Origin of the sequence: Enterobacter dykesii (assembly GCF_008364625.2) — a bacterium.
In the GTDB taxonomy this organism is placed as follows: Bacteria; Pseudomonadota; Gammaproteobacteria; order Enterobacterales; family Enterobacteriaceae; genus Enterobacter; species Enterobacter dykesii.
This window is the reverse complement of record NZ_CP126604.1, coordinates 807,566-832,365: the sequence shown is the minus strand read 5'-3', so window position 1 is coordinate 832,365 and position 24,800 is coordinate 807,566. Positions and strand designations below refer to the sequence as shown.

Below are 24,800 nucleotides of genomic sequence, written 5' to 3'. Positions count from 1 at the left end.
TGACAGGCAGTATGCGCCAGTGCTTAAATAACAAAAACGGTCAAAATATCAATAGAATTTTGCAGGTGGTGCAACAATGAAAGCAACATCGGAAGAGCTGACAATCTTTGTCGCCGTCGTTGAAAGCGGCAGCTTTAGCCGCGCGGCCGAACAGCTGGGACAGGCTAACTCGGCTATCAGCCGTTCGGTAAAAAAACTGGAGATGAAGCTTGGAGTGAGTCTGCTCAACCGTACGACGCGGCAGCTGAGCCTGACGGAAGAAGGAGAGCGTTACTTCCGCCGCGTGCAGTCGGTACTGCAGGAGATGGCCGCAGCGGAGACGGAGATTATGGAGACCCGCAGTACGCCGCGTGGATTACTGCGCATTGATGCGGCAACGCCGGTCGTGCTTCACTTTCTGATGCCGCTGATCAAACCTTTCCGCGAACGCTATCCTGAGATGACGCTTTCGCTGGTCTCCTCAGAGACGTTTATCAACCTCATCGAGCGGAAAGTGGATGTGGCTATCCGGGCGGGAACCCTGACAGATTCAAGCTTGCGTGCCCGCCCTCTGTTTGCCAGCTACCGCAAAATTATCGCATCACCAGAGTATATTGCCGAACATGGTAAACCGGAGACGGTTGAAGAATTGAAGCAGCATCTGTGCCTTGGCTTTACGGAGCCGGTGTCGCTGAACACCTGGCCTGTCGCCTGTCATGATGGTCAACTTCATGAGATTACCTGCGGATTATCCTCAAACAGCGGGGAAACGCTGAAGCAGCTGTGTCTTGAAGGAAATGGTATCGCCTGCTTGTCAGACTATATGATTGACAAGGAGATAGCCCGGGGTGAACTGGTGGAGCTAATGGCCGATAAACGTCTGCCGGTCGAAATGCCTTTTAGCGCGGTGTATTACAGTGACAGAGCGGTAAGCACGCGCATTCGCGCCTTTATTGACTTCCTGAGTGAACATATAAAAACAGCTCCCGGAGGAGCTGCGTGAGGGTTCAGGTTACAGAGGGTGGGTCAAACTTAATCCCAGTCAGGAGCTAAACCTTCCGGGCTGACCAGGCGATCGTTGCATTCAAGTGCGGCGATCGCTTTTTTATCATCTGCATCCAGATGAAGATCCGCTGCTAACAGGTTGCTGGCCAGGTTTTCACGCTTAGTTGATGATGGGATCACGGCATAACCTTCACCCATTGCCCATGCCAGAATCACCTGCGCGGCAGTCGCGTTATGTTTCTCTGCGATACGCGTAATCACTTCATCTTTCAGCGCTTTACCGTAGGCCAGCGTCATATAGGAGGTGATGTGGATCCCGTGCTGTTTTGCCCAGTCCACGACTTTGCGGTTTTGCAGGTAGGGAGACAGCTCAATCTGGTTGGTCGCGATATTTTCTGCGCCAACAGCAGCAATGGCTTTTTCCATCAGCGGGATGGTGAAGTTGGAGATCCCAATTTCGCGGGTTAAGCCCTGAGCTTTCGCTTCCAGAAGTGTCTGCATGAATTCTTCCACAGAAACGGCATCGTTCGGTGAGGGCCAGTGGATCAGCGTCAGATCCACGTAGTCAGTACGCAGCTTTTTCAGACTCTCTTTCAGGCTAGGGATCAGCTTATCTTTGCTGAGATTCTCAATCCAGATTTTCGTGGTGATAAACAGTTCGTTACGCGGTACACCGCTCTCTTCGAGAGCTTGTCCAACGGCAGCTTCATTTTCATAGATCTGTGCCGTATCAACCGCACGATAGCCCTGTTCGAGTGCGGTTTTAACCGATGCGATAACAACGTCGTCTTTCAGGCGGAAAGTGCCCAGACCAAATGCAGGGAGAGTCATACTATTCCTCAATCATTATGTTCGTAAACTGAGGATGATTATCGCTGGCGTTGTTATAGAGAAAAAGATCGCAAAACGCAGAGGATTTTTGCTAATTTCGCAATAATTAAACGTCAGATAAGAAAAAAGCCCTGAGCGTGAGCTCAGGGCTTTTAATAAGTGGCGGAACGGACGGGACTCGAACCCGCGACCCCCTGCGTGACAGGCAGGTATTCTAACCGACTGAACTACCGCTCCACCGAAGACTGCTGTAACCACCGGATTTATGCACCGGCTTACTACTTAATTTGATGCCTGGCAGTTCCCTACTCTCACATGGGGAGACCCCACACTACCATCGGCGCTACGGCGTTTCACTTCTGAGTTCGGCATGGGGTCAGGTGGGACCACCGCGCTAAAGCCGCCAGGCAAATTCTGTTAATCTGTATCAGGCTGAAAATCGTGTCTCTCTTCGCCAAAACACCTTCGGCGTTGTAAGGTTAAGCCTCACGGTTCATTAGTATCGGTTAGCTCAACGCATCGCTGCGCTTACACACCCGACCTATCAACGTCGTAGTCTTCAACGTTCCTTCAGGACCCTTAAAGGGTCAGGGAGAACTCATCTCGGGGCAAGTTTCGTGCTTAGATGCTTTCAGCACTTATCTTTTCCGCATTTAGCTACCGGGCAGTGCCATTGGCATGACAACCCGAACACCAGTGATGCGTCCACTCCGGTCCTCTCGTACTAGGAGCAGCCCCCCTCAATTCTCCAGCGCCCACGGCAGATAGGGACCGAACTGTCTCACGACGTTCTAAACCCAGCTCGCGTACCACTTTAAATGGCGAACAGCCATACCCTTGGGACCTACTTCAGCCCCAGGATGTGATGAGCCGACATCGAGGTGCCAAACACCGCCGTCGATATGAACTCTTGGGCGGTATCAGCCTGTTATCCCCGGAGTACCTTTTATCCGTTGAGCGATGGCCCTTCCATTCAGAACCACCGGATCACTATGACCTGCTTTCGCACCTGCTCGAGCCGTCACTCTCGCAGTCAAGCTAGCTTATGCCATTGCACTAACCTCCTGATGTCCGACCAGGATTAGCTAACCTTCGTGCTCCTCCGTTACTCTTTGGGAGGAGACCGCCCCAGTCAAACTACCCACCAGACACTGTCCGCAACCCGGATTACGGGTCTACGTTAGAACACCAGCCATTAAAGGGTGGTATTTCAAGGGCGGCTCCACGCAGACTGGCGTCCACGCTTCAAAGCCTCCCACCTATCCTACACATCAAGGACCAGTGTTCAGTGTCAAGCTATAGTAAAGGTTCACGGGGTCTTTCCGTCTTGCCGCGGGTACACTGCATCTTCACAGCGAGTTCAATTTCACTGAGTCTCGGGTGGAGACAGCCTGGCCATCATTACGCCATTCGTGCAGGTCGGAACTTACCCGACAAGGAATTTCGCTACCTTAGGACCGTTATAGTTACGGCCGCCGTTTACCGGGGCTTCGATCAAGAGCTTCGCGTTACCGCTAACCCCATCAATTAACCTTCCGGCACCGGGCAGGCGTCACACCGTATACGTCCACTTTCGTGTTTGCACAGTGCTGTGTTTTTAATAAACAGTTGCAGCCAGCTGGTATCTTCGACTGATTTCAGCTCCACCCGCAGGGGCTTCACCTACATATCAGCGTGCCTTCTCCCGAAGTTACGGCACCATTTTGCCTAGTTCCTTCACCCGAGTTCTCTCAAGCGCCTTGGTATTCTCTACCTGACCACCTGTGTCGGTTTGGGGTACGATTTCGTGTTACCTGATGCTTAGAGGCTTTTCCTGGAAGCAGGGCATTTGTTACTTCAGCACCGTAGTGCCTCGTCATCACACCTCAGCGTTAAAAAGGTACCGGATTTACCTGGAACCTCCGCCTACATGCTTAAACCGGGACAACCGTCGCCCGGCTAACATAGCCTTCTCCGTCCCCCCTTCGCAGTAACACCAAGTACAGGAATATTAACCTGTTTCCCATCGACTACGCCTTTCGGCCTCGCCTTAGGGGTCGACTCACCCTGCCCCGATTAACGTTGGACAGGAACCCTTGGTCTTCCGGCGAGCGGGCTTTTCACCCGCTTTATCGTTACTTATGTCAGCATTCGCACTTCTGATACCTCCAGCAACCCTCACAGGCCACCTTCAACGGCTTACAGAACGCTCCCCTACCCAACAACGCATAAGCGTCGCTGCCGCAGCTTCGGTGCATGGTTTAGCCCCGTTACATCTTCCGCGCAGGCCGACTCGACCAGTGAGCTATTACGCTTTCTTTAAATGATGGCTGCTTCTAAGCCAACATCCTGGCTGTCTGTGCCTTCCCACATCGTTTCCCACTTAACCATGACTTTGGGACCTTAGCTGGCGGTCTGGGTTGTTTCCCTCTTCACGACGGACGTTAGCACCCGCCGTGTGTCTCCCGTGATAACATTCTTCGGTATTCGTAGTTTGCATCGGGTTGGTAAGCCGGGATGGCCCCCTAGCCGAAACAGTGCTCTACCCCCGAAGATGAGTTCACGAGGCGCTACCTAAATAGCTTTCGGGGAGAACCAGCTATCTCCCGGTTTGATTGGCCTTTCACCCCCAGCCACAAGTCATCCGCTAATTTTTCAACATTAGTCGGTTCGGTCCTCCAGTTAGTGTTACCCAACCTTCAACCTGCCCATGGCTAGATCACCGGGTTTCGGGTCTATACCCTGCAACTTAACGCCCAGTTAAGACTCGGTTTCCCTTCGGCTCCCCTATACGGTTAACCTTGCTACAGAATATAAGTCGCTGACCCATTATACAAAAGGTACGCAGTCACACCACGAAGGTGCTCCCACTGCTTGTACGTACACGGTTTCAGGTTCTTTTTCACTCCCCTCGCCGGGGTTCTTTTCGCCTTTCCCTCACGGTACTGGTTCACTATCGGTCAGTCAGGAGTATTTAGCCTTGGAGGATGGTCCCCCCATATTCAGACAGGATACCACGTGTCCCGCCCTACTCTTCGAGTTCACAGCCTGTGTGCTTTCGTGTACGGGACTGTCACCCTGTACCGTGCGACTTTCCAGACGCTTCCACTAACACACAAGCTGATTCAGACTCTGGGCTGCTCCCCGTTCGCTCGCCGCTACTGGGGGAATCTCGGTTGATTTCTTTTCCTCGGGGTACTTAGATGTTTCAGTTCCCCCGGTTCGCCTCGTTAACCTATGTATTCAGTTAACGATAGTGCAACGAATTGCACTGGGTTTCCCCATTCGGACATCGCCGGGTCAAAGGTTCATATCACCTCGCCGGCGCTTTTCGCAGATTAGCACGTCCTTCATCGCCTCTGACTGCCAGGGCATCCACCGTGTACGCTTAGTCGCTTAACCTCACAACCCGAAGATGTTTCACTTCTGATTGCGAAAATTTGAGAGACTCGAACACACATAACATGTGTGTCGTTTCAATTTTCAGCTTGATCCAGATTTTTAAAGAGCAAAACTTCGCAGTGCACCTTTTCAGGTTCACTCTGAAGTTTTCTTGGGTTCGCAGTAAAAGATGGTGGAGCTATGCGGGATCGAACCGCAGACCTCCTGCGTGCAAAGCAGGCGCTCTCCCAGCTGAGCTATAGCCCCATCGTTTGCAATCTCTGTACCGCTCATCCTTTAAAAGGAGTCTGGTAGGCCTGAGTGGACTTGAACCACCGACCTCACCCTTATCAGGGGTGCGCTCTAACCACCTGAGCTACAAGCCTGCAGAGATTTTTACTGCTGTTTTTCATCAGACAATCTGTGTGAGCACTACAAAGGCAGGTTCTTTAAGGTAAGGAGGTGATCCAACCGCAGGTTCCCCTACGGTTACCTTGTTACGACTTCACCCCAGTCATGAATCACAAAGTGGTAAGCGCCCTCCCGAAGGTTAAGCTACCTACTTCTTTTGCAACCCACTCCCATGGTGTGACGGGCGGTGTGTACAAGGCCCGGGAACGTATTCACCGTAGCATTCTGATCTACGATTACTAGCGATTCCGACTTCATGGAGTCGAGTTGCAGACTCCAATCCGGACTACGACGCACTTTATGAGGTCCGCTTGCTCTCGCGAGGTCGCTTCTCTTTGTATGCGCCATTGTAGCACGTGTGTAGCCCTACTCGTAAGGGCCATGATGACTTGACGTCATCCCCACCTTCCTCCAGTTTATCACTGGCAGTCTCCTTTGAGTTCCCGGCCGGACCGCTGGCAACAAAGGATAAGGGTTGCGCTCGTTGCGGGACTTAACCCAACATTTCACAACACGAGCTGACGACAGCCATGCAGCACCTGTCTCAGAGTTCCCGAAGGCACCAAAGCATCTCTGCTAAGTTCTCTGGATGTCAAGAGTAGGTAAGGTTCTTCGCGTTGCATCGAATTAAACCACATGCTCCACCGCTTGTGCGGGCCCCCGTCAATTCATTTGAGTTTTAACCTTGCGGCCGTACTCCCCAGGCGGTCGACTTAACGCGTTAGCTCCGGAAGCCACGCCTCAAGGGCACAACCTCCAAGTCGACATCGTTTACGGCGTGGACTACCAGGGTATCTAATCCTGTTTGCTCCCCACGCTTTCGCACCTGAGCGTCAGTCTTTGTCCAGGGGGCCGCCTTCGCCACCGGTATTCCTCCAGATCTCTACGCATTTCACCGCTACACCTGGAATTCTACCCCCCTCTACAAGACTCTAGCCTGCCAGTTTCGAATGCAGTTCCCAGGTTGAGCCCGGGGATTTCACATCCGACTTGACAGACCGCCTGCGTGCGCTTTACGCCCAGTAATTCCGATTAACGCTTGCACCCTCCGTATTACCGCGGCTGCTGGCACGGAGTTAGCCGGTGCTTCTTCTGCGGGTAACGTCAATCGACAAGGTTATTAACCTTATCGCCTTCCTCCCCGCTGAAAGTACTTTACAACCCGAAGGCCTTCTTCATACACGCGGCATGGCTGCATCAGGCTTGCGCCCATTGTGCAATATTCCCCACTGCTGCCTCCCGTAGGAGTCTGGACCGTGTCTCAGTTCCAGTGTGGCTGGTCATCCTCTCAGACCAGCTAGGGATCGTCGCCTAGGTGAGCCGTTACCCCACCTACTAGCTAATCCCATCTGGGCACATCTGATGGCAAGAGGCCCGAAGGTCCCCCTCTTTGGTCTTGCGACGTTATGCGGTATTAGCTACCGTTTCCAGTAGTTATCCCCCTCCATCAGGCAGTTTCCCAGACATTACTCACCCGTCCGCCGCTCGTCACCCGGGAGCAAGCTCCCTGTGTTACCGCTCGACTTGCATGTGTTAGGCCTGCCGCCAGCGTTCAATCTGAGCCATGATCAAACTCTTCAATTTAAGTTTGATGCTCGTGAATTAAACTTCGTAATGAATTACGCATGTTCACTCAGAGACTTGGTATTCATTTTTCGTCCGAGGACGTTAAGAATCCATGTCACTTTGAGTGCCCACACAGATTGTCTGATAAATTGTTAAAGAGCAGTGCAACGCGGCTTTCGCTCACCGTTGCGAGGTGGCGTATATTACGCTTTCCTCTTTCAGAGTCAACCCGTTATTTCAGGATTTTTTCTCTTCAACCGACCGGGCTGTTTGTGAAGTGATTCACATCCGCCGTGTCGATGGAGGCGCATTATAGGGGGCCGCCGAGGAATGACAAGCGGAAAAATGCATTTTTATTTCAACCGCTCATCTTTTCGCCAAAAAAGCTATTTTTGGTGCTTTTTAATCTCTTTTGGCAGATCGGCCAGACTATTAATCACCCAATCCGCTGCATTTTCTGCTTCTGGCGTCACTGGCTTACCGGTGCGAACTAATATTTTGGTCCCTACACCCGCTGCTGCTGCTGCCTGCATATCTTCCAGTTTATCGCCCACCATATAAGAAGCAGCCATATCGATGTGCAGGAACTCCTGTGCAGAGATGAACATCCCCGGATGCGGCTTACGGCAGTCACAGGTCTGACGATACGCTTCAACGGTTCCCTGCGGATGGTGAGGACAATAGTAGATGCCGTCGAGATCCACACCGCGGTCGGCCAACGACCAGTCCATCCATTCCGTCAGCGTCTCGAACTGCGCTTCGGTGAATTTACCGCGTGCAATACCGGACTGGTTCGTCACAACCACCAGCGCATAACCCATCTCTTTCAGCTGGCGCATGGCATCTATTACGCCCTCGATAAACTCGAACTCATCAATCTCATGGACATAACCGTGATCCACATTAATAGTGCCGTCACGATCGAGAAAAATTGCGGGTACTGATTTTGCCACCGGTTTGCTCCTGAAAAAGGCATGTTCGACTAGTATCTCATGAATCGCAGCGCAATAAAGTGCTCATCGTACAGAGTTGGATTGATTTAGACGTCTGGATGCCTTAACATCCGTTTTGTTTACGGTCATCACCCGTATCTGGCAGAAGAAAATGCCACGGCTAACTTACATACGATAAAAATAATCTAATGATTAAACTTTCCAATATCACCAAAGTGTTCCAGCAGGGGAACCGAACCATTCAGGCGCTGAACAACGTCAGCCTGCATGTTCCTGCTGGTCAAATTTATGGCGTCATTGGCGCATCAGGTGCAGGTAAAAGCACGCTGATTCGTTGTGTTAACCTGCTTGAGCGCCCAACCCAGGGCAGCGTAGAAGTTGGCGGCCAGGAACTTACCGCCCTCTCAGAGAAAGAACTCACCAAAGCGCGTCGTCAGATTGGCATGATCTTCCAGCACTTTAACCTGCTGGCTTCCCGCACCGTGTTCGGCAACGTTGCCCTGCCGCTTGAGCTGGATAACACGCCGAAAGAAGAAGTGAAGCGTCGCGTTACCGAGCTGCTCGACCTCGTGGGTCTGGGCGATAAGCATGATAGCTACCCGGCAAATCTGTCCGGTGGGCAAAAGCAGCGTGTGGCCATTGCCCGCGCGCTGGCAAGTAATCCTAAGGTACTGCTGTGCGATGAAGCCACCAGCGCACTGGATCCGGCCACCACGCGTTCGATTCTGGAACTGCTGAAAGACATTAACCGTCGCCTGGGCCTGACGATCCTCCTTATTACACATGAGATGGACGTGGTGAAACGCATCTGCGACTGCGTGGCGGTCATCAGCAACGGTGAACTGATCGAGCAGGACACGGTAAGTGAAGTGTTCTCGCATCCGAAGACGCCGCTGGCACAGCAGTTCATCCAGTCCACGCTGCATCTGGATATTCCGGAAGATTATCTGGAGCGTTTGAAAACCGAACCCGAAGCAAACAGCGTCCCGATGCTGCGTATGGAGTTCACCGGTCAGTCCGTTGACGCTCCCCTGCTTTCCGAAACCGCGCGTCGCTTTAACGTGAACAACAACATCATCAGCGCGCAGATGGATTACGCAGGTGGCGTGAAGTTCGGCATCATGCTGACAGAAATGCACGGCACACAAGAAGAAACCCAGGCCGCAATTGCCTGGCTGCAGGAACACCACGTAAAAGTAGAGGTACTGGGTTATGTCTGAGCCGATGATGTGGCTGCTGGTTCGCGGCGTTTGGGAAACGCTGGCAATGACCTTTGTCTCTGGCTTCTTTGGTTTTGTGATTGGCCTGCCGGTCGGCGTATTGCTGTACGTGACGCGTCCGGGTCAAATCATTGAGAACGCGAAACTGTACCGTACGCTCTCCGCGCTGGTGAACATCTTCCGTTCTATTCCCTTCATTATTCTGCTGGTGTGGATGATTCCGTTTACCCGCGTGATCGTCGGAACGTCTATCGGACTGCAGGCGGCCATTGTTCCGCTGACCGTGGGGGCTGCGCCGTTTATCGCCCGTATGGTGGAAAACGCCCTGCTGGAGATCCCAACAGGTTTGATCGAAGCCTCACGCGCGATGGGCGCAACGCCGATGCAGATCGTCCGCAAAGTTCTGCTCCCGGAAGCACTGCCAGGCCTGGTGAACGCGGCAACCATCACGCTCATCACGCTGGTCGGTTATTCCGCAATGGGTGGCGCAGTTGGCGCTGGCGGTTTAGGTCAGATTGGTTACCAGTACGGGTATATTGGATATAACGCGACCGTGATGAATACCGTACTGGTATTGCTGGTTGTTCTGGTTTATTTAATCCAGTTCTCCGGCGATCGCATCGTCCGGACCGTTACTCACAAATAACGTTACACACAACACAAACTCTACGAGTTAAGGATAAAACATGGCGTTTAAATTAAAGACCTTCGCAGCAGTAGGCGCGCTGATCGGCTCTCTGGCACTGGTGGGTTGCGGTCAGGACGAAAAAGATCCAAACCACATTAAAGTGGGCGTTATCGTGGGTGCAGAACAGCAGGTTGCGGAAGTTGCTCAGAAAGTGGCGAAAGAGAAATATGGCCTGGACGTGGAGCTGGTAACCTTTAACGATTACGTTCTGCCGAACGAAGCGCTGAGCAAAGGCGATATCGACGCTAACGCCTTCCAGCATAAGCCATATCTGGATCAGCAGATCAAAGATCGCGGTTATAAACTGGTGGGTGTCGGTAACACCTTCGTTTATCCAATTGCCGGTTACTCTAAGAAAATTAAATCACTGGACGAACTGCAGCCGGGCTCTCAGGTTGCCGTCCCTAACGACCCAACTAACCTTGGCCGTTCCCTGCTGCTGCTGCAGAAAGTGGGCCTGATCAAACTGAAAGACGGTGTTGGCCTGCTGCCAACCGTTCTGGACGTCACCGAGAACCCGAAAAATCTGAAAATTGTTGAACTGGAAGCACCGCAGCTGCCACGTTCTCTGGACGATGCGCAGATTGCTCTGGCCGTTATCAACACCACTTACGCCAGCCAGATTGGCCTGACGCCAGCCAAAGACGGTATCTTCGTTGAAGATAAAGACTCCCCGTACGTTAACCTGATCGTGACTCGCGAAGACAACAAGGACGCGGAAAACGTGAAGAAATTCGTTCAGGCCTATCAGTCAGATGAAGTTTACCAGGAAGCCAACAAAGTGTTTAACGGCGGCGCTGTTAAAGGCTGGTAATCTCACCTCAGTGTAATATCATCAGGACGGGCTTATGCCCGTCTTGTCATTTGTGCAGTCAACTGATTCAATATCTGACGTTTTGATTATCCATTGAGGAACTATTATGCGTGCTTTACCGATCTGTCTTTTAGCACTCATGCTGAGCGGCTGTTCTATGCTAAGCAGATCTCCCGTTGAACCTGTTCAAAGCACGGCAACCCCGCCAAAGACCGAGCCTGCGAAACCGAAAGTGGTTCGCCCTGCGCCGGTTCGCATTATCACGAAAGCGGACGAACTCGTCGGTAAACCGTTCCGTGAACTGGGCGAAGTGAGCGGCGAATCCTGCCAGGCGACCAATCAGGACTCACCACCGAATATTCCGACAGCGCGTAAACGCATGCAGATTAATGCCGCAAAAATGAAAGCTAACGCGGTCCTGCTGCACAGCTGCGAAGTCACCAGCGGCACGCCGGGCTGCTACCGTCAGGCGGTTTGCATCGGTTCTGCGCTGAACATCACGGCGAAATGAGTGCATTTCAGTTCGAGCAGATAGGCGTTATCCACTCTCCTTATAAAGAGAAGTTCGCCGTCCCCCGCCAGCCCGGTCTGGTCACCAGCGGAAGCGGTGAGCTTCACCTGATTGCGCCTTACAATCAGGCCGATGCGGTACGCGGGCTCGAGACTTTCAGCCATTTATGGGTGGTGTTCGTGTTTCACCAGACGATGGAAGGCGGCTGGCGACCTACCGTGCGCCCTCCTCGTCTTGGCGGAAATGCGAGAATGGGCGTGTTTGCGACGCGCTCGACCTTCCGCCCAAACCCGATTGGAATGTCGCTGGTTGAACTGAAAGGCATACGCTGCCAGAAAGATCGGGTGATACTTGAGTTAGGTAGCCTCGACCTGGTAGACGGCACGCCGGTAATCGACATAAAACCCTATTTGCCCTTCGCCGAAGCGCTCCCGGACGCGCGTGCAAGTTATGCTCAGGACGCGCCGCAGGCGGATATGCCTGTGTATTTTACGCCAGAGATAACCGCGCAGCTCGGTCAGCTGGAGAAACGCTATCCTCGCTTACGGGATTTCATCACCGAAGTTTTGGCACAGGACCCGCGTCCGGCCTACCGTAAAGAAGAGGAAGAAGGAAAAACGTACGCCGTCTGGCTACTTGATTTCAACGTTCGCTGGCGCGTCACCGGGGCAGGTTTTGAAGTGTTTGCCCTTGAACCCAGGTAATTTTGTTCTCCTCTCTTTTGGCATCTTTGCCACACTGGTAAACTAAACCACTTTTTTGTGTCAGGCTGGTGTTTCAGCCTGTTCCAATCGTCGAAATGGAACCGTAACAACATGCGTACTAGCCAATATCTGCTCTCCACTCTGAAGGAGACGCCTGCCGACGCCGAAGTGATCAGCCATCAGCTGATGCTGCGCGCCGGGATGATCCGCAAGCTGGCCTCCGGGTTATACACCTGGCTGCCGACCGGCGTGCGCGTCCTGAAAAAAGTCGAAAACATCGTGCGTGAAGAGATGAACAACGCCGGTGCTATCGAGGTGTCCATGCCTGTGGTTCAGCCCGCTGACCTGTGGCAGGAGAGCGGCCGTTGGGAGCAATATGGTCCTGAACTGCTGCGCTTCGTCGATCGCGGCGAGCGTCCGTTCGTTCTCGGCCCAACGCATGAAGAAGTCATTACCGACCTGATTCGTAACGAGCTGAGCTCTTACAAACAGCTGCCGCTGAACTTCTTCCAGATCCAGACCAAGTTCCGTGACGAAGTTCGCCCACGTTTCGGCGTCATGCGCTCTCGCGAATTCCTGATGAAAGATGCCTACTCTTTCCATACCTCTCAGGAATCCCTGCAAGAGACGTACGACGCAATGTACGCGGCATACAGCAAAATATTCTCCCGCATGGGTCTGGATTTCCGCGCTGTGCAGGCTGATACCGGCTCCATCGGCGGTAGCGCCTCCCATGAGTTCCAGGTACTGGCGCAGAGCGGTGAAGACGATGTGATCTTCTCTGACTCTTCAGACTACGCGGCGAACATCGAATTTGCAGAAGCGCTGGCACCAAAAGAGCCACGCGGCACGGCAACGCAAGAGATGACGCTGGTTGATACGCCAAACGCGAAAACCATTGCCGAGCTGGTTGAGCAATTCAATCTGCCTGTCGAAAAAACCGTGAAAACGCTGCTGGTAAAATCCACCGAAGGCAGCGCTTACCCGCTGGTTGCCCTGCTGGTGCGTGGCGATCATGAGCTGAACGAAGTAAAAGCCGAAAAGCTGCCGCAGGTAGCCAGCCCGCTGACGTTCGCAACGGAAGCGGAAATCCGCGCCGTGGTGAATGCGGGTCCAGGTTCACTGGGTCCCGTCAATCTGCCGGTGCCGGTTGTTATTGACCGCACGGTTGCTGCAATGAGCGACTTCTCCGCCGGTGCGAACATCGACGGTAAACACTACTTCGGCATCAACTGGGATCGCGACGTGGCGACGCCGGAAGTGGCTGACATCCGTAACGTGGTTGCAGGCGATCCAAGCCCGGACGGCCAGGGTACCCTGATGATTAAGCGCGGCATCGAAGTCGGTCACATCTTCCAGCTGGGTGATAAATACTCTCGCGCGCTGAACGCGGCTGTTCAGGGTGAAGATGGCCGTAACCAGATCCTGACCATGGGTTGCTACGGTATCGGTGTGACGCGCGTGGTGGCTGCGGCGATTGAGCAGAACTACGACGAACGCGGCATCGTCTGGCCGGACAATATTGCGCCGTTCCAGGTGGCCATTCTGCCAATGAACATGCACAAGTCTTACCGCGTGCAGGAACTGGCCGAGAAGCTGTATTCCGAGCTGCGCGCTCAGGGTATCGAAGTGCTGATGGATGACCGTAAAGAGCGTCCGGGCGTGATGTTTGCCGATATGGAACTGATCGGTATTCCGCACACCGTCGTCATCGGCGACCGTAACCTCGACAGCGATGAGATTGAATACAAATACCGTCGCAGCGGCGAAAAACAGATGATCAAGACCGGCGACATTCTTGATTACCTGGTGAAAGCCATCAAAGGCTAAACAAAAAACCCCGCTCAGGCGGGGTTTTTTAATGGCTCAGCGTCGGCTTATTTACTGTTACAGTCTTTACCCGCTACAAATTTCGCGTCTTTATCCGCCACCAGCGTTTTCACCATCTCTCCGCTATCCGGGTTTGGCTCCAGCGTAAAGTGACCATCCACCGTCAGCAATATCGGCTTGCTGTCATTACCGCGCGCCACAGCGTAATCACGTTCAAGCTGCGCATTGTTTGCCACGCTAACCTTCTTGCCGGTTGCGCAGTCGGTAAAGATCGCCGCATCCGCCATATAGAAGTACATCCCCCGCATCGCCATCGGCGTGGCAGGCAGAGCCGCTTTTACCGGCGCCAGCGTGAAGTTGAATTGGGATTCAATCGGGTTGCCTTCGCGGTCAAGCATCTCCATCCCCTCGCCTTTAGCGCGGAAAAAGGTTTTCTCACCGGTGGTATCCGTCAGGACCAGCTTCTCCGCCGTACGCGCCCATGTTCCATAAGTTGCAAAAGAAGAAGGCTCTTTTGCACCCTGATAGCGCTGATTCATCACCCAGGTGCCATCTTTTTGCAGGAACAGCGACGTTTCAATGCCTTCGCAGTCCGCGCAAGGCAATACGCCGCGCCAGCTTTGCTGCATTGGTTTTAATTCTTCCGTTTGCGTGGGTTGTAAAACCTGCGTTTCGGAGCGGTTGTTACACCCAAAAAGCGCAAACAGCGTACTCGCTGCCAGCGCTGACCATAATACTTTTTTCACAATGAATTCCTTATGAAAAGTGTGTTCCCTTTCGTCACTCTGTCGGGCGACGAACTTTACCGCGTAGTGCTTTCACTGTGGATTTTTGGGCCTTCGAGGACAACCGACGCTCTTTCGATGCGCGGGTTGGCCGCGTTGCCCGGCGGCTTTTTTGTACTGCCGTTAACTCTTTGATAACCGCCACCAGCCTGGCTATCGCCGCTTCCCGGTTGAGCTCCTGGCTGCGGTGCTCCTGGGCTTTGATCACAATCACGCCATCGCTGGTGATCAGGTGATGGCTGGCGGCAAGCAGGCTTTCTTTATAAGACTCTGGCAGGCTTGAGGCCCGAATGTCAAAACGCAAATGGATAGCCGTCGACGCCTTGTTGACGTGCTGCCCGCCAGCCCCCTGCGCACGGATGGCGGTGATCTCCAGCTCGTTGTCAGGAATGCTGACGTTTCGGGACAAGACGATCATGACGCGGGTTGCCACGCTGTTAAATGAATTTCCAGATTATTCTTAGAGTCAGAGAGCCAGATGGCGCCATCCTGAATCGTCGCCTGCAAAACCATGGTCCGGCTGGCGAACTCGCTCAGCTGCGCCAGCTGCTCATCATCCAGATACCAGACCGTGAGATTTTTAAACTGTCCGCACTTGCTCTTGTTTTGCTGCCACCAAATCTCCGCAGCGCGCTGATTATAAGCGAATAAGGCCACTTCAGCGGACTGGGTGCAGGCCTTCTTAATTCTGCGCTCGTCCGGCAGGCCGAGTTCTATCCACAAATCGATACCCAGATGATCGTTGCGCAGCCAGGCTTCAGGCTCGTCTTCTGCGCTTAACCCACGGGTAAATTGCAGACGTTCGTCGGCATACTTAATCCATGCCAGCAGGCGCAGCATCATGCGCTCCTGGGTTTCGGAGGGGTGGCGTGCCAGCGTAAGCGACGCGTCGAGGAACTGGTTGCGATCCAGATCGGCCACATTGACCACTGCTTTATAAATTGTCGCTTTCAGCGCCATGAGAGAACTCCATTCGAATCAGGCACTCATTGTAGCGAAAACCACGGCAAAAGGCTGTTTTGGGGTGATAAATACACCGCTATCAAGGCGCTGATATTGCTTAAATGAGTATGGTATAGTCACCTTGCTAAACCGAGTTTATCTTCGTAGGCTTAATGATATCTCACAGTAAGTCAGTGCGCTGGCGGGAGGGGATGTGAATAATTATTGTGAGTTAATTCGCAAACGGTATGCGGAAATCGCCAGCGGAGATCTGGGGTATGTCCCGGACGCGTTGGGCTGTGTATTGAAAGTGCTTAATGAAGTGGCCTCTGATGAGAGCCTTTCAGAGTCGGTCAGGGAAAAAGCAGCGTATGCTGCGGCGAATTTACTGGTGAGCGATTATGTCGATGAATGATACTTATCAACCCATCAATTGTGATGACTATGACAACCTCGAACTCGCCTGCCAGCATCATTTATTACTGACGCTGGAGCTAAAAGATGGCGAAGTGTTGAAGGCGAAAGCCAGCGATCTGGTTTCACGTAAAAATGTGGAATACCTGATAGTGGAAGACGCCGGTGCGACGCGTGAGCTGCGTCTGGACAAAATAGCCAGCTTCAGCCACCCGCAAATCGGCACCGTCGTGGTGAGCGAATCCTGATGACACTAACGGGCAGCCTGGCTGCCCGTTACGCTTTCTGCCACTCAAAACGGGCCCCCTCTTCTGACCACCCCTCTTCCGTGATGAACACCCCTGCAGCAGCAATCAGCGCTTCACCGTAGAACAGCAGCGGCGTGGTGTCGCGCAGCCACGGCGGCACGTTACACTCCTGCCATATTTTCTTCAGCTTCCGGCCCCCGTTGCGCCCGACGATATGCAGCATGCCGCCAGCCTTAAAGCGCACGGTGACCGGTTCATCGGGCTTCGGCAGCCGCACATGACCAGACGAAAGAAGAGAAACGCGTCCTGCCTCACAGGGCAATATCAGGGGCGCGTCAGGAGAAAGCCAGTCGAGCACGACATTGGTCAGCGAGGGCATGGATTTTATCCACCAGAGTTCCCCTTTATAGCGTCTAACCTCAAACCCGTTCAGTTGGACGCACGGGGAAGCATCATCCCGCGCCAGAGCGACTTCGTCCCAGATACGGCTCAGCATTGTCCGCGACGGCATCGTAGCATCATGAGAGGCCAGCCAGCGTCGTAGCAGCGCGGCGCGACGCACCGGACTCATCGCTGTCAGCGGTGCAATGGCCAGCGCTCCGTCTTTTGAAATCAGTTCAGCGAGTTCGTCACTTAACAGCTCGTCCAGCAGCGATTCCTGTTCGGCGCACAGCATGGCGCTTCTTGCCGTCGCGTCGGCGAAATGCGGCCAGCGCTCGCTCAATAGCGGGAGGACGCGCAGACGCAGGAAGTTACGATCATAGCCGTCATCCTGGTTACTCTCATCTTCGATCCAGCTCAGCTGATGCTCTCGCGCCCAGGCTTCCAGTGAGGCACGCGTCTCGCCAAGCAGCGGGCGCAGTAACGTTGTGCCGGCAAATGCCGAACGCGCCGGCATGGCAGAAAGCCCCGCCGGCCCGCTGCCCCGCTTAAGCGCCAGCAGAAAGGTTTCGCACTGATCGTCCAGATGCTGGGCCGTGACCAGCGCTTCTCCAGTACGTAATGCCCCGGCAAACGCGGCATAGCGGGCTTTACGTGCCTGCGCCTCGATGCCCAGTCCTTCCTCCGCAAGCATAACGCGCTCAACGATGAGCGGGATCGACCAGGCTGCACACAAGGCTTCGCAGTGCGCCACCCACTCCTCTGCGTGAGGACTTAATCCGTGATGAATATGCATCGCCCGTAGCTGGACGTCAGGTTCCCGATCGCGCCAAAGCTTAAGGCGATGCAGCAACACGGTGGAATCCAGGCCACCGCTAAACCCCACCAGCAGCTGGCGGTACGGTGAAACGGCTTGTGCGATAGCGGGTAAGGTCATAGGGAATTACACATAAAAAATGCCCGAACTGAGCGGGCATTATCACACAGGACGAAGATTACTGCTGATAAAGCTCCAGCGGCAGGCCGTCCGGATCGTTGAAAAAGGTAAAGCGCTTGTCGGTGAACGGATCGACGCGGATCGCTTCACACGTCACACCGTGCGCTTCCAGATGCTTAACTGCGCTATCCAGGTCATCGACGCTGAAGGCAAGATGACGCAGGCCACAGGCTTCCGGCCGGGACGGACGCGCAGGCGGAAAAGGAAAAGAGAACAGTTCAATCACATACTGCCCGTTTAACGCCAGGTCGCCCTTCCAGGAGTCGCGCTCCTCGCGGTAGGCCTCGCTCATGAGCGTAAAGCCCAGGATGTCGCAGTAGAAGGCCTTACTTTTCGCGTAATCGGTCGCAATGATCGCAATATGATGAACCTGTTTTAAACCCAGCATAGCTTCTCCTTTTTATGATGCCTGAACGTTACAACCGAAAACCCGCGCCTGGCAAGCGGTCACCCTTATTTTAGGACTCGCACCCAGTAAACGCCGTTCTCGTCGCGCTTCGCACCGTGGATATCCGTCTCAAAACCGGGATAGTGGCGCCCTACCGAACAGAGCATTAGCAGGAAATCGAGCACGGCCCGACTCTCTTCGGTAATCATCTCTCCCGGCATCAGGAGCGGAACGCCCGGCGGGTAAGGCAGGATCATGTTGGCCGATACGCGCCCGACCAGGTTTTCCAGCTCAACGGTTTCGACCTCCCCTTTCACCTGGCGCTGCCATGCCTTGTGCGGGGTAAATTTCATCTCGGGTAAGACATCGAACGCCTGAAGCATCAGACGCGGCAGATCGTGCTGACGGATCAGCCTGTGGATCCCCTGGGCCAGATCCTGAATACGCATATTACGATAGAAGTCAGGATCCTCCGCGTAGAGATCCGGCAGTATGTTCTTCACCCGCAGGTTGAGATCGTAGGCTCGCTTAAACTCCATCAGCCCGCGCAGCAATCCCATCGCCCGGGTTTTGTCGATCCCAATGCTGAACAGGAACAGCAGGTTATAGGGACCGGTTTTCTCCACCACCACGCCACGTTCATCAAGGAATTTCGCGACCAGCGCGGCCGGAATACCTTCCTCGCTCATTATGCCCTGCTCATCCATACCCGGCGTCAGGATCGTCACTTTTACCGGGTCGAGGAACATATGGTCGCTATCGGCATCCCGGAAGCCATGCCAGTCTTCGCCGGGCGAGACGGGCCAGCATTCTGCTTCATCAATCTCTTCCGGCTGCCAGATATCAAAGAACCAGCCGTCGGCTTCATCTTTCAGCCGCTGAACCTCTTTGCGGAAATGCAGCGCACGTTCCACCGAACGATTGATGAGACGTTTGCCCGGATTGCCGCGCAGCATCGCCGCGGCCGTTTCAATGGAGGCCACCAGCGGGTAGCTCGGTGAGGTGGTGGTATGCATCATAAAGGCTTCGTTGAATGTGTCTTCGTCGTACTCGCCTTTGATGTGAATAAGCGAAGCCTGGGAAAACGCCGCCAGCATTTTATGCGTCGACTGCGTTTCGAAGAACACTTTACCCGGCACGCGTTCACCGCTCATTCCGCTTTTCCCCGCGTAAATCGGGTGGAAATTGGTGTACGGCACCCACGCGGAGTCGAAGTGGATCGACGGCACGTCAAGCGTCTTTTTGATCCAGTTCGTGTTGTACAGCAGACCGTCGTAGGTGGAGTTGGTGATCACCGCATGGACAGGCCAGCTTGCGCCTGGAATTGCCGCGACCTTGCTTTCAATGGCTTCGTGGGTGAACTCCCGGCGCGGAATGCCGCCAAGAATACCGAGCGCGTTACGCGTGGGCGACAGCCAGAGCGGTACGACGTCGCTCATCATCAGCAGGTGAGCCAGCGACTTATGGCAGTTACGGTCAATCAGCAGGGTGCTGCCCGCAGGCGCAGCGTACATCCCGACGATTTTGTTCGAGGTCGAGGTGCCGTTGGTCACCATATAGCTCTGCTCGGCCCCAAAGGTGCGGGCGATATACTCTTCGGCTTCCAGATGCGGGCCGGTGTGATCCAGCAGAGAGCCTAGTTCGGTGACTGAAATCGACACGTCCGCTTTCAGCGTGTTGCCACCGAAGAAATCATAGAACAGGCAGCCCACCGGGCTTTTTTGGTAGGCCGTCCCCGCCATATGGCCTGGCGTACAGAAGGTATATTTCCCCTCCTTCACGTAGGTAAAGAGCGCGCGGGTAAAGGGCGGAGTGATGTTATCGAGATATTCATTCGTGTATTGCTGAATTCGGGTCGCAATATCTTCCGCCACGCCGAGGGAATATTCAAAGAACCACAGCGCCATACGCATATCATTGGCGCTGACGTCCATGGTTGAGTGGGTATTAATAAACGCGTACAGCGGGAGATATTCGTTCAGCTTGTTGATATCGCTGCACAGTTCGAGGTCATATTCATCCCAGTCGAAGATCACGCCGCAGATACGTGGATTATGCTCGATGAACTTCAGCAGGTCGGCGCTGTTGTGCGGCCAGATTAGCTGATACCCGCGCGACTGCAGGGCGTGCTCAAGCTCCTTAATCGGCTCATCTTTATAAAAGACGCCGTGTGGCCCCATAATGGCAATGATATTCATGGGCTTCCTCCTTTAAAAACATTAGCTAAGCATAGTCCGGCTAAACCGCAGGTATAAAAAAAGCCGCAACATTGTGCGGCTTTTCAGATAATTGTGAAGCTTACGCGTAACCGTAGGTCATCAGGCGCTGGTAACGGCGGTTGAGCAGATCTTCTTTGCTCAGCACGTCCAGGTCTGCCAGATCGGCCAGCAGCTGCGCTTTCAGAGAAGCCGCCATCACTTCCGGCTTACGATGCGCTCCACCCAGCGGTTCCGGGATGATGGAATCGATCAGCTTAAGCTCTTTCAGGCGTGGCGCAATGATACCCATTGCTTCTGCAGCCAGCGGCGCTTTGTCAGCGCTCTTCCACAGAATGGACGCGCAGCCTTCCGGGGAGATAACGGAATAGGTGCTGTACTGCAGCATATTCACTTTATCACCCACGCCGATCGCCAGCGCACCGCCGGAACCACCCTCACCGATAACGGTACAGATGACCGGCACCTTCAGACGAGACATCTCGCGCAGGTTGCGCGCGATGGCTTCAGACTGACCGCGCTCTTCCGCGCCCACGCCAGGGTATGCACCTGGGGTGTCGATGAAGGTGATGATTGGCATGTTGAAACGCTCAGCCATCTCCATCAGACGCAGGGCTTTACGGTAGCCTTCTGGGGCTGGCATACCGAAGTTACGACGGATTTTCTCTTTGGTTTCACGACCTTTCTGATGACCAATGATCATCACCGGGCGTCCGTCCAGACGCGCGATACCACCAACGATAGCTTTATCGTCAGCGTATGCGCGATCGCCTGCCAGTTCGTCAAATTCGTCAAACGCCAGGCGGACATAATCCAGGGTGTACGGACGCTGTGGATGGCGAGCCAGCTGGGCCACCTGCCATGCGCCGAGATCGGCAAAGATTTTGCGCGTCAGCTCTACGCTTTTCTCGCGCAGACGATGCACTTCTTCGTCGATGTTAATATCCAGTTTTTCATCCTGACGGCTTACCGCTGTCAGAGAATCGATTTTCGCTTCCAGCTCAGCAATCGGCTGTTCGAAATCAAGGAAATTCAGACTCATAGTATTCCTGTATTAGTCAAACTCCAGTTCCACCTGCTCCGAACCAATGAGGCCACGGAGATCGTTCAGTAAACGATCGCTCGGAGAGACACGCCACGTTGCACCAAAGCGCAACCGCGCACGTGCATCCGCCCTCTGATAGTAGAGATGTACTGGAATTGTCCCCGAGCGGTGGGGTTCCAGAGACTGACGGAGTCGGTTTAAAAGCTGGTCATCAATTTGCCTGTCCGTCAGCGAGATAGCAAGCCCGCGAGCATATTTTTCCCGGGCTTCGTCAATGTCCATCACTTCGCGGGCGGTCATTTTAAGCCCCCCACTGAAGTCATCAAAGCTGACCTGTCCGCTGACGATAAGTATGCGGTCTTTTTCCAGCAATTGCTGGTATTTATCCAGCGCGTCGGTGAACAACATCACCTCCAGACGCCCGGAACGGTCATCCAGCGTACAGATGCCGATACGATTGCCGCGCTTGGTGACCATAACCCTTGCGGCAATCACGAGCCCCGCAGCCGTGGTGATTTTACCACGTTCTGTCGGATGCATGTCTTTAAGCCTGTGGCCGCCGACATAGCGCTCAATTTCTTTGATGTACTGGTTGATCGGGTGTCCCGTCAGGTACAAGCCTAACGTCTCACGCTCCCCATCCAGTACCACCTGTTCTGGCCACGGCTGGCAGTTGGAATAAGACTGTTCGATCTGCTCTGGCTCTTCCGCCAGCACCCCGAACATATCCGCCTGACCAATGGCTTCCGCTTTTGCGTGCTGATCCGCCGCTTTCAGGGCGTCGCCGAGGGAATTCATCAGCGCGGCGCGGTGCGGCCCCAGCCTGTCAAACGCGCCGGACATGATCAGTTTTTCCAGCACGCGACGGTTCAGTTTTTTGGTATCGGTACGGGCGCAAAGATCGAACAGCTCGCGGAAGTACCCGCCGTTGTTACGCGCTTCGATGATCGCCTCGATAGGGCCTTCGCCCACGCCTTTGATCGCGCCGATCCCGTAAACGATCTCTCCGTCGTCATTGACGTGGAAGTGGTAGAGCCCTGAGTTAATATCCGGCGGCAGGATCTTAAGCCCCATGCGCCAGCACTCGTCCACCAGGCCAACTACCTTCTCGGTGTTGTCCATATCGGCCGTCATTACCGCAGCCATAAACTCAGCAGGATAGTGCGCTTTCAGCCACAGCGTTTGATACGACACCAAAGCATAGGCGGCAGAGTGGGATTTGTTAAATCCGTACCCGGCGAATTTCTCCACCAGGTCGAAGATTTTCATCGCCAGCTCGCCGTCAACGCCGTTTTTCTTTGCCCCGTCTTCAAAGATGGAGCGCTGCTTGGCCATCTCTTCCGGCTTTTTCTTACCCATTGCACGACGCAGCATGTCCGCGCCGCCCAGGGTATAACCGGAAAGCACCTGGGCGATCTGCATAACCTGTTCCTGGTACAGGATGATGCCGTAGGTGGGCTCCAGCACCGGCTTCAGGCTTTCATGCTGCCACTGAACGTCCGGATAGGAAATCTCTTCGCGACCGTGCTTACGGTCGATAAAGTTATCTACCATCCCTGACTGCAGTGGGCCCGGACGGAACAGGGCGACCAGCGCGATCATATCTTCGAAGCAGTCGGGCTGCAGACGTTTAATCAGGTCTTTCATGCCGCGGGATTCAAGCTGGAAGACGGCTGTCGTCTCCGAGCGCTGCAGCATGTCGAAACTTTTCTTGTCATCCAGCGGGATAGCGGCAATGTCTATGGGCTCAAGGCCCTGCTTTTCCCGGCGCGGGTTGATCATCTTCAGCGCCCAGTCGATGATCGTCAGCGTACGCAGGCCGAGGAAGTCAAACTTCACCAGCCCGGCGTATTCTACGTCGTTCTTATCAAACTGAGTAACCGGATGCTCACCCGCTTCATCGCAGTAGAGCGGCGCAAAATCGGTAATTTTGGTCGGGGCGATAACCACGCCCCCAGCGTGCTTACCGGCGTTACGCGTCACGCCTTCCAGCTTGCGCGCCATGTCGATCAGCGCTTTCACTTCTTCGTCAGCTTCGTAGATTTCCGGCAGCTGAGGTTCGGCTTCAAACGCTTTTGCCAGCGTCATGCCCGGATCGGGCGGCACCAGCTTAGAAATACGATCGACAAACCCGTACGGGTGGCCCAGCACGCGGCCGACGTCGCGGATAACCGCCTTCGCCGCCATCGTACCGAAGGTAATAATCTGCGATACCGCATCACGGCCGTACATATCGGCGACGTGCTCGATCACCTGGTCGCGTTTCTCCATGCAGAAGTCGACGTCAAAGTCGGGCATGGAAACACGTTCCGGGTTAAGGAAACGTTCGAACAGCAGGTCGAATTCCAGCGGATCGAGGTCGGTAATTTTCAGCGCATACGCCACCAGAGAGCCCGCACCGGAGCCACGTCCCGGTCCGACCGGTACGCCGTTATCCTTCGACCACTGGATAAACTCCATTACGATCAGGAAGTAGCCCGGGAAGCCCATCTGGTTGATAACCTGGAGTTCAATATCCAGGCGTTCATCATACGGCGGCCGCTTCTCTTTGCGAACGGCCTCATCCGGGAACAGGAATTCCAGACGCTCTTCCAGACCTTCTTTAGATTTCACGACCAGGAAATCTTCCGTGGTCATGTCACCCGTCGGGAACTGCGGCAGGAAATATTCGCCGAGGCGGACGGTAACGTTACAGCGCCTGGCGATCTCCACGCTGTTTTCCAGCGCTTCGGGGATATCGGAGAAGAGGTCACACATCTCCTCCTCGCTGCGCATGTACTGTTGAGCGGAGTAATTACGCGGCCGTTTCGGATCGTCGAGCGTGAAGCCATCGTGGATCGCAACGCGAATTTCGTGAGCGTCAAAATCTCCCGGCTCGAGGAACCGCACATCGTTTGTCGCGACAACGGGCAGACCGCGTTCTTCCGCAAGTGCGACCGCCGCATGCAGATAGCTCTCTTCGTCCTGGCGACCGGTGCGGATCAACTCCAGATAATAACGATCCGGGAAATACTCTTCATAAAACGAGACGCATTGATCCACCAGCGCGCTATTGCCGCGCAGCAGGCATTTACCGACATCCCCCATGCGGCCGCCAGAGATCAGCAGCAGCCCTTCGTTCAGCTCCGCCAGCCAGTCCCTGTCGATCCACGGGCCCAGCGCACCATATCCGCGCTGATAGGCTTTTGAGATAAGCAGAGTGAGGTTTTGATAGCCCGTGTTGTTCATCGCCAACACGGAGATTTGCGTCATTTCATCGCCGATGAGATCGCTCTGTACATGAAAATCTGCGCCGACGATAGGCTTCATCCCCGCGCCGTGCGCCGTTCCGTAGAACTTCACCAGGCCACACAGGTTGGTAAAATCGGTGATCGCCAGCGCGGGCATGCCAAGGGAGGCCGCCTTTTTTACCAGCGGCCCGGTCTTCGCCAGTCCATCGATCATGGAGTAGTCGCTATGCACCCGCAGGTGTACGAAACGTGGTTCAGCCATCTTCAGATTCCGCGTTACTT

The 24,800-nt window shown here is 54.3% G+C and carries 19 protein-coding genes, 3 tRNA genes and 3 rRNA genes; 9 read left to right on the top strand and 16 right to left on the bottom strand.

The features are described from left to right. Positions 1-76 precede the first annotated feature (76 nt). Entirely contained in the window at positions 77-982 is a 906-nt protein-coding gene (yafC, locus tag F0320_RS03845; RefSeq protein WP_126329157.1) for a DNA-binding transcriptional regulator YafC, read from the top strand. 29 nt (positions 983-1,011) lie between these two features. Here yafC and dkgB read toward each other — a convergent pair whose 3' ends face one another. The 8 genes from dkgB to gmhB all read right to left on the bottom strand — a co-directional run bounded on the left by dkgB (position 1,012) and on the right by gmhB (position 8,105). Beyond that, positions 1,012-1,815 carry a 2,5-didehydrogluconate reductase DkgB gene (gene dkgB, locus F0320_RS03840; protein WP_126329158.1) on the bottom strand — a complete coding sequence of 268 codons (804 nt, stop codon included), beginning with the start codon at positions 1,813-1,815 and terminating at the stop codon, positions 1,012-1,014. Positions 1,816-1,975: 160 nt separating this feature from the next. Beyond that, positions 1,976-2,052 (bottom strand) — tRNA-Asp (locus tag F0320_RS03835). Between the two features lie 55 nt (positions 2,053-2,107). Further along, positions 2,108-2,223, bottom strand: a 5S ribosomal RNA gene (rrf, locus tag F0320_RS03830). A gap of 67 nt (positions 2,224-2,290) precedes the next feature. Then, positions 2,291-5,196 (bottom strand): 23S ribosomal RNA (locus F0320_RS03825). A 170-nt stretch (positions 5,197-5,366) separates the two neighbouring features. Further along, positions 5,367-5,442, bottom strand: a tRNA-Ala gene (locus tag F0320_RS03820). A gap of 42 nt (positions 5,443-5,484) precedes the next feature. After that, positions 5,485-5,561: transfer RNA gene (locus tag F0320_RS03815), tRNA-Ile, on the bottom strand. Between the two features lie 69 nt (positions 5,562-5,630). After that, a 16S ribosomal RNA gene (locus F0320_RS03810) occupies positions 5,631-7,170 on the bottom strand. Together the 16S, 23S and 5S rRNA genes with 3 tRNA genes alongside form the textbook arrangement of a ribosomal RNA operon. A gap of 368 nt (positions 7,171-7,538) precedes the next feature. Beyond that, positions 7,539-8,105 carry a D-glycero-beta-D-manno-heptose 1,7-bisphosphate 7-phosphatase gene (gmhB, locus tag F0320_RS03805; protein ID WP_008501879.1) on the bottom strand — a complete coding sequence of 189 codons (567 nt, stop codon included), beginning with the start codon at positions 8,103-8,105 and terminating at the stop codon, positions 7,539-7,541. A gap of 188 nt (positions 8,106-8,293) precedes the next feature. On the opposite strand from gmhB, the gene metN reads away from it, so the two are divergent. From metN to proS, 6 genes are all read left to right on the top strand, one after another. Further along, positions 8,294-9,325, top strand: coding sequence for a methionine ABC transporter ATP-binding protein MetN (gene metN / locus F0320_RS03800; protein ID WP_047651461.1), 1,032 nt, complete (start codon positions 8,294-8,296; stop codon positions 9,323-9,325). Next, positions 9,318-9,971, top strand: a complete 654-nt coding sequence (locus F0320_RS03795; RefSeq protein WP_014168730.1) for a methionine ABC transporter permease MetI — start codon at positions 9,318-9,320, stop codon at positions 9,969-9,971. Before metN ends, F0320_RS03795 begins: the two co-directional genes overlap by 8 nt. Positions 9,972-10,011: 40 nt before the next feature. Next, positions 10,012-10,827, top strand: coding sequence for a methionine ABC transporter substrate-binding lipoprotein MetQ (gene metQ / locus F0320_RS03790; protein ID WP_014168729.1), 816 nt, complete (start codon positions 10,012-10,014; stop codon positions 10,825-10,827). Between the two features lie 106 nt (positions 10,828-10,933). Beyond that, positions 10,934-11,338: an Rcs stress response system protein RcsF gene (gene rcsF / locus F0320_RS03785; RefSeq protein WP_008501883.1), complete on the top strand. Its 405-nt coding sequence runs from the start codon at positions 10,934-10,936 to the stop codon at positions 11,336-11,338. Then, entirely contained in the window at positions 11,335-12,042 is a 708-nt protein-coding gene (tsaA, locus tag F0320_RS03780) for a tRNA (N6-threonylcarbamoyladenosine(37)-N6)-methyltransferase TrmO (RefSeq protein ID WP_126328811.1), read from the top strand. The genes rcsF and tsaA overlap by 4 nt, the downstream gene beginning before the upstream one ends. Before the next feature lie 111 nt (positions 12,043-12,153). Then, the gene (gene proS / locus F0320_RS03775; protein ID WP_126328812.1) at positions 12,154-13,872 is read left to right on the top strand and encodes a proline--tRNA ligase; all 1,719 of its coding nucleotides are present in this window, start codon (positions 12,154-12,156) and stop codon (positions 13,870-13,872) included. A gap of 47 nt (positions 13,873-13,919) precedes the next feature. On the opposite strand, the gene nlpE is transcribed toward proS, so the two are convergent. From nlpE to F0320_RS03760, 3 genes are read right to left on the bottom strand one after another with little or no spacing between them, the layout of a single operon-like run. Further along, a complete protein-coding gene (gene nlpE, locus F0320_RS03770) occupies positions 13,920-14,618 on the bottom strand; it encodes an envelope stress response activation lipoprotein NlpE (protein WP_126328813.1) in 699 nt (232 codons plus the stop codon). A 34-nt stretch (positions 14,619-14,652) separates the two neighbouring features. Continuing rightward, positions 14,653-15,075, bottom strand: coding sequence for an alternative ribosome rescue aminoacyl-tRNA hydrolase ArfB (gene arfB / locus F0320_RS03765; protein WP_126328992.1), 423 nt, complete (start codon positions 15,073-15,075; stop codon positions 14,653-14,655). After that, positions 15,072-15,617 carry a YaeQ family protein gene (locus tag F0320_RS03760; protein WP_126328814.1) on the bottom strand — a complete coding sequence of 182 codons (546 nt, stop codon included), beginning with the start codon at positions 15,615-15,617 and terminating at the stop codon, positions 15,072-15,074. Before F0320_RS03760 ends, arfB begins: the two co-directional genes overlap by 4 nt. 196 nt (positions 15,618-15,813) lie before the next feature. Here F0320_RS03760 and F0320_RS03755 point away from each other — a divergent pair, with 196 nt between their 5' ends. Together F0320_RS03755 and rof are read left to right on the top strand one after the other, a co-directional pair. Further along, the gene (locus F0320_RS03755; protein WP_008501889.1) at positions 15,814-16,014 is read left to right on the top strand and encodes a YaeP family protein; all 201 of its coding nucleotides are present in this window, start codon (positions 15,814-15,816) and stop codon (positions 16,012-16,014) included. Continuing rightward, entirely contained in the window at positions 16,001-16,261 is a 261-nt protein-coding gene (gene rof / locus F0320_RS03750) for a Rho-binding antiterminator (protein ID WP_008501890.1), read from the top strand. The genes F0320_RS03755 and rof overlap by 14 nt, the downstream gene beginning before the upstream one ends. A gap of 28 nt (positions 16,262-16,289) precedes the next feature. Here rof and tilS read toward each other — a convergent pair whose 3' ends face one another. The 5 genes from tilS to dnaE form a co-directional block, all read right to left on the bottom strand. After that, positions 16,290-17,579: a tRNA lysidine(34) synthetase TilS gene (gene tilS / locus F0320_RS03745; RefSeq protein WP_126328815.1), complete on the bottom strand. Its 1,290-nt coding sequence runs from the start codon at positions 17,577-17,579 to the stop codon at positions 16,290-16,292. 58 nt (positions 17,580-17,637) lie between these two features. Next, positions 17,638-18,027 (bottom strand): VOC family protein, encoded by a 390-nt coding sequence (locus tag F0320_RS03740; RefSeq protein ID WP_029741193.1) that lies wholly within the window; start codon positions 18,025-18,027, stop codon positions 17,638-17,640. A gap of 65 nt (positions 18,028-18,092) precedes the next feature. Next, positions 18,093-20,225 carry a lysine decarboxylase LdcC gene (locus F0320_RS03735; protein ID WP_126328816.1) on the bottom strand — a complete coding sequence of 711 codons (2,133 nt, stop codon included), beginning with the start codon at positions 20,223-20,225 and terminating at the stop codon, positions 18,093-18,095. 100 nt (positions 20,226-20,325) lie between these two features. Further along, on the bottom strand, positions 20,326-21,285 hold the full coding sequence (gene accA, locus F0320_RS03730) for an acetyl-CoA carboxylase carboxyl transferase subunit alpha (protein ID WP_008501895.1): 960 nt from the start codon (positions 21,283-21,285) through the stop codon (positions 20,326-20,328). A 12-nt stretch (positions 21,286-21,297) separates the two neighbouring features. Next, positions 21,298-24,780, bottom strand: a complete 3,483-nt coding sequence (gene dnaE, locus F0320_RS03725; RefSeq protein WP_126328817.1) for a DNA polymerase III subunit alpha — start codon at positions 24,778-24,780, stop codon at positions 21,298-21,300. Positions 24,781-24,800: the final 20 nt, after the last annotated feature.

What these genes read in the sequence shown, in the direction of transcription:
- yafC (WP_126329157.1), top strand. Translation starts at nt 77, where the DNA reads ATGAAAGCAACATCGGAAGAGCTGACAATCTTTGTCGCCGTCGTTGAA.
- dkgB (WP_126329158.1), bottom strand. Translation starts at nt 1,815, where the DNA reads ATGACTCTCCCTGCATTTGGTCTGGGCACTTTCCGCCTGAAAGACGAC.
- metN (WP_047651461.1), top strand. Translation starts at nt 8,294, where the DNA reads ATGATTAAACTTTCCAATATCACCAAAGTGTTCCAGCAGGGGAACCGA.
- F0320_RS03795 (WP_014168730.1), top strand. Translation starts at nt 9,318, where the DNA reads ATGTCTGAGCCGATGATGTGGCTGCTGGTTCGCGGCGTTTGGGAAACG.
- metQ (WP_014168729.1), top strand. Translation starts at nt 10,012, where the DNA reads ATGGCGTTTAAATTAAAGACCTTCGCAGCAGTAGGCGCGCTGATCGGC.
- rcsF (WP_008501883.1), top strand. Translation starts at nt 10,934, where the DNA reads ATGCGTGCTTTACCGATCTGTCTTTTAGCACTCATGCTGAGCGGCTGT.
- tsaA (WP_126328811.1), top strand. Translation starts at nt 11,335, where the DNA reads ATGAGTGCATTTCAGTTCGAGCAGATAGGCGTTATCCACTCTCCTTAT.
- proS (WP_126328812.1), top strand. Translation starts at nt 12,154, where the DNA reads ATGCGTACTAGCCAATATCTGCTCTCCACTCTGAAGGAGACGCCTGCC.
- arfB (WP_126328992.1), bottom strand. Translation starts at nt 15,075, where the DNA reads ATGATCGTCTTGTCCCGAAACGTCAGCATTCCTGACAACGAGCTGGAG.
- F0320_RS03760 (WP_126328814.1), bottom strand. Translation starts at nt 15,617, where the DNA reads ATGGCGCTGAAAGCGACAATTTATAAAGCAGTGGTCAATGTGGCCGAT.
- rof (WP_008501890.1), top strand. Translation starts at nt 16,001, where the DNA reads ATGTCGATGAATGATACTTATCAACCCATCAATTGTGATGACTATGAC.
- tilS (WP_126328815.1), bottom strand. Translation starts at nt 17,579, where the DNA reads ATGACCTTACCCGCTATCGCACAAGCCGTTTCACCGTACCGCCAGCTG.
- F0320_RS03740 (WP_029741193.1), bottom strand. Translation starts at nt 18,027, where the DNA reads ATGCTGGGTTTAAAACAGGTTCATCATATTGCGATCATTGCGACCGAT.
- F0320_RS03735 (WP_126328816.1), bottom strand. Translation starts at nt 20,225, where the DNA reads ATGAATATCATTGCCATTATGGGGCCACACGGCGTCTTTTATAAAGAT.
- accA (WP_008501895.1), bottom strand. Translation starts at nt 21,285, where the DNA reads ATGAGTCTGAATTTCCTTGATTTCGAACAGCCGATTGCTGAGCTGGAA.
- dnaE (WP_126328817.1), bottom strand. Translation starts at nt 24,780, where the DNA reads ATGGCTGAACCACGTTTCGTACACCTGCGGGTGCATAGCGACTACTCC.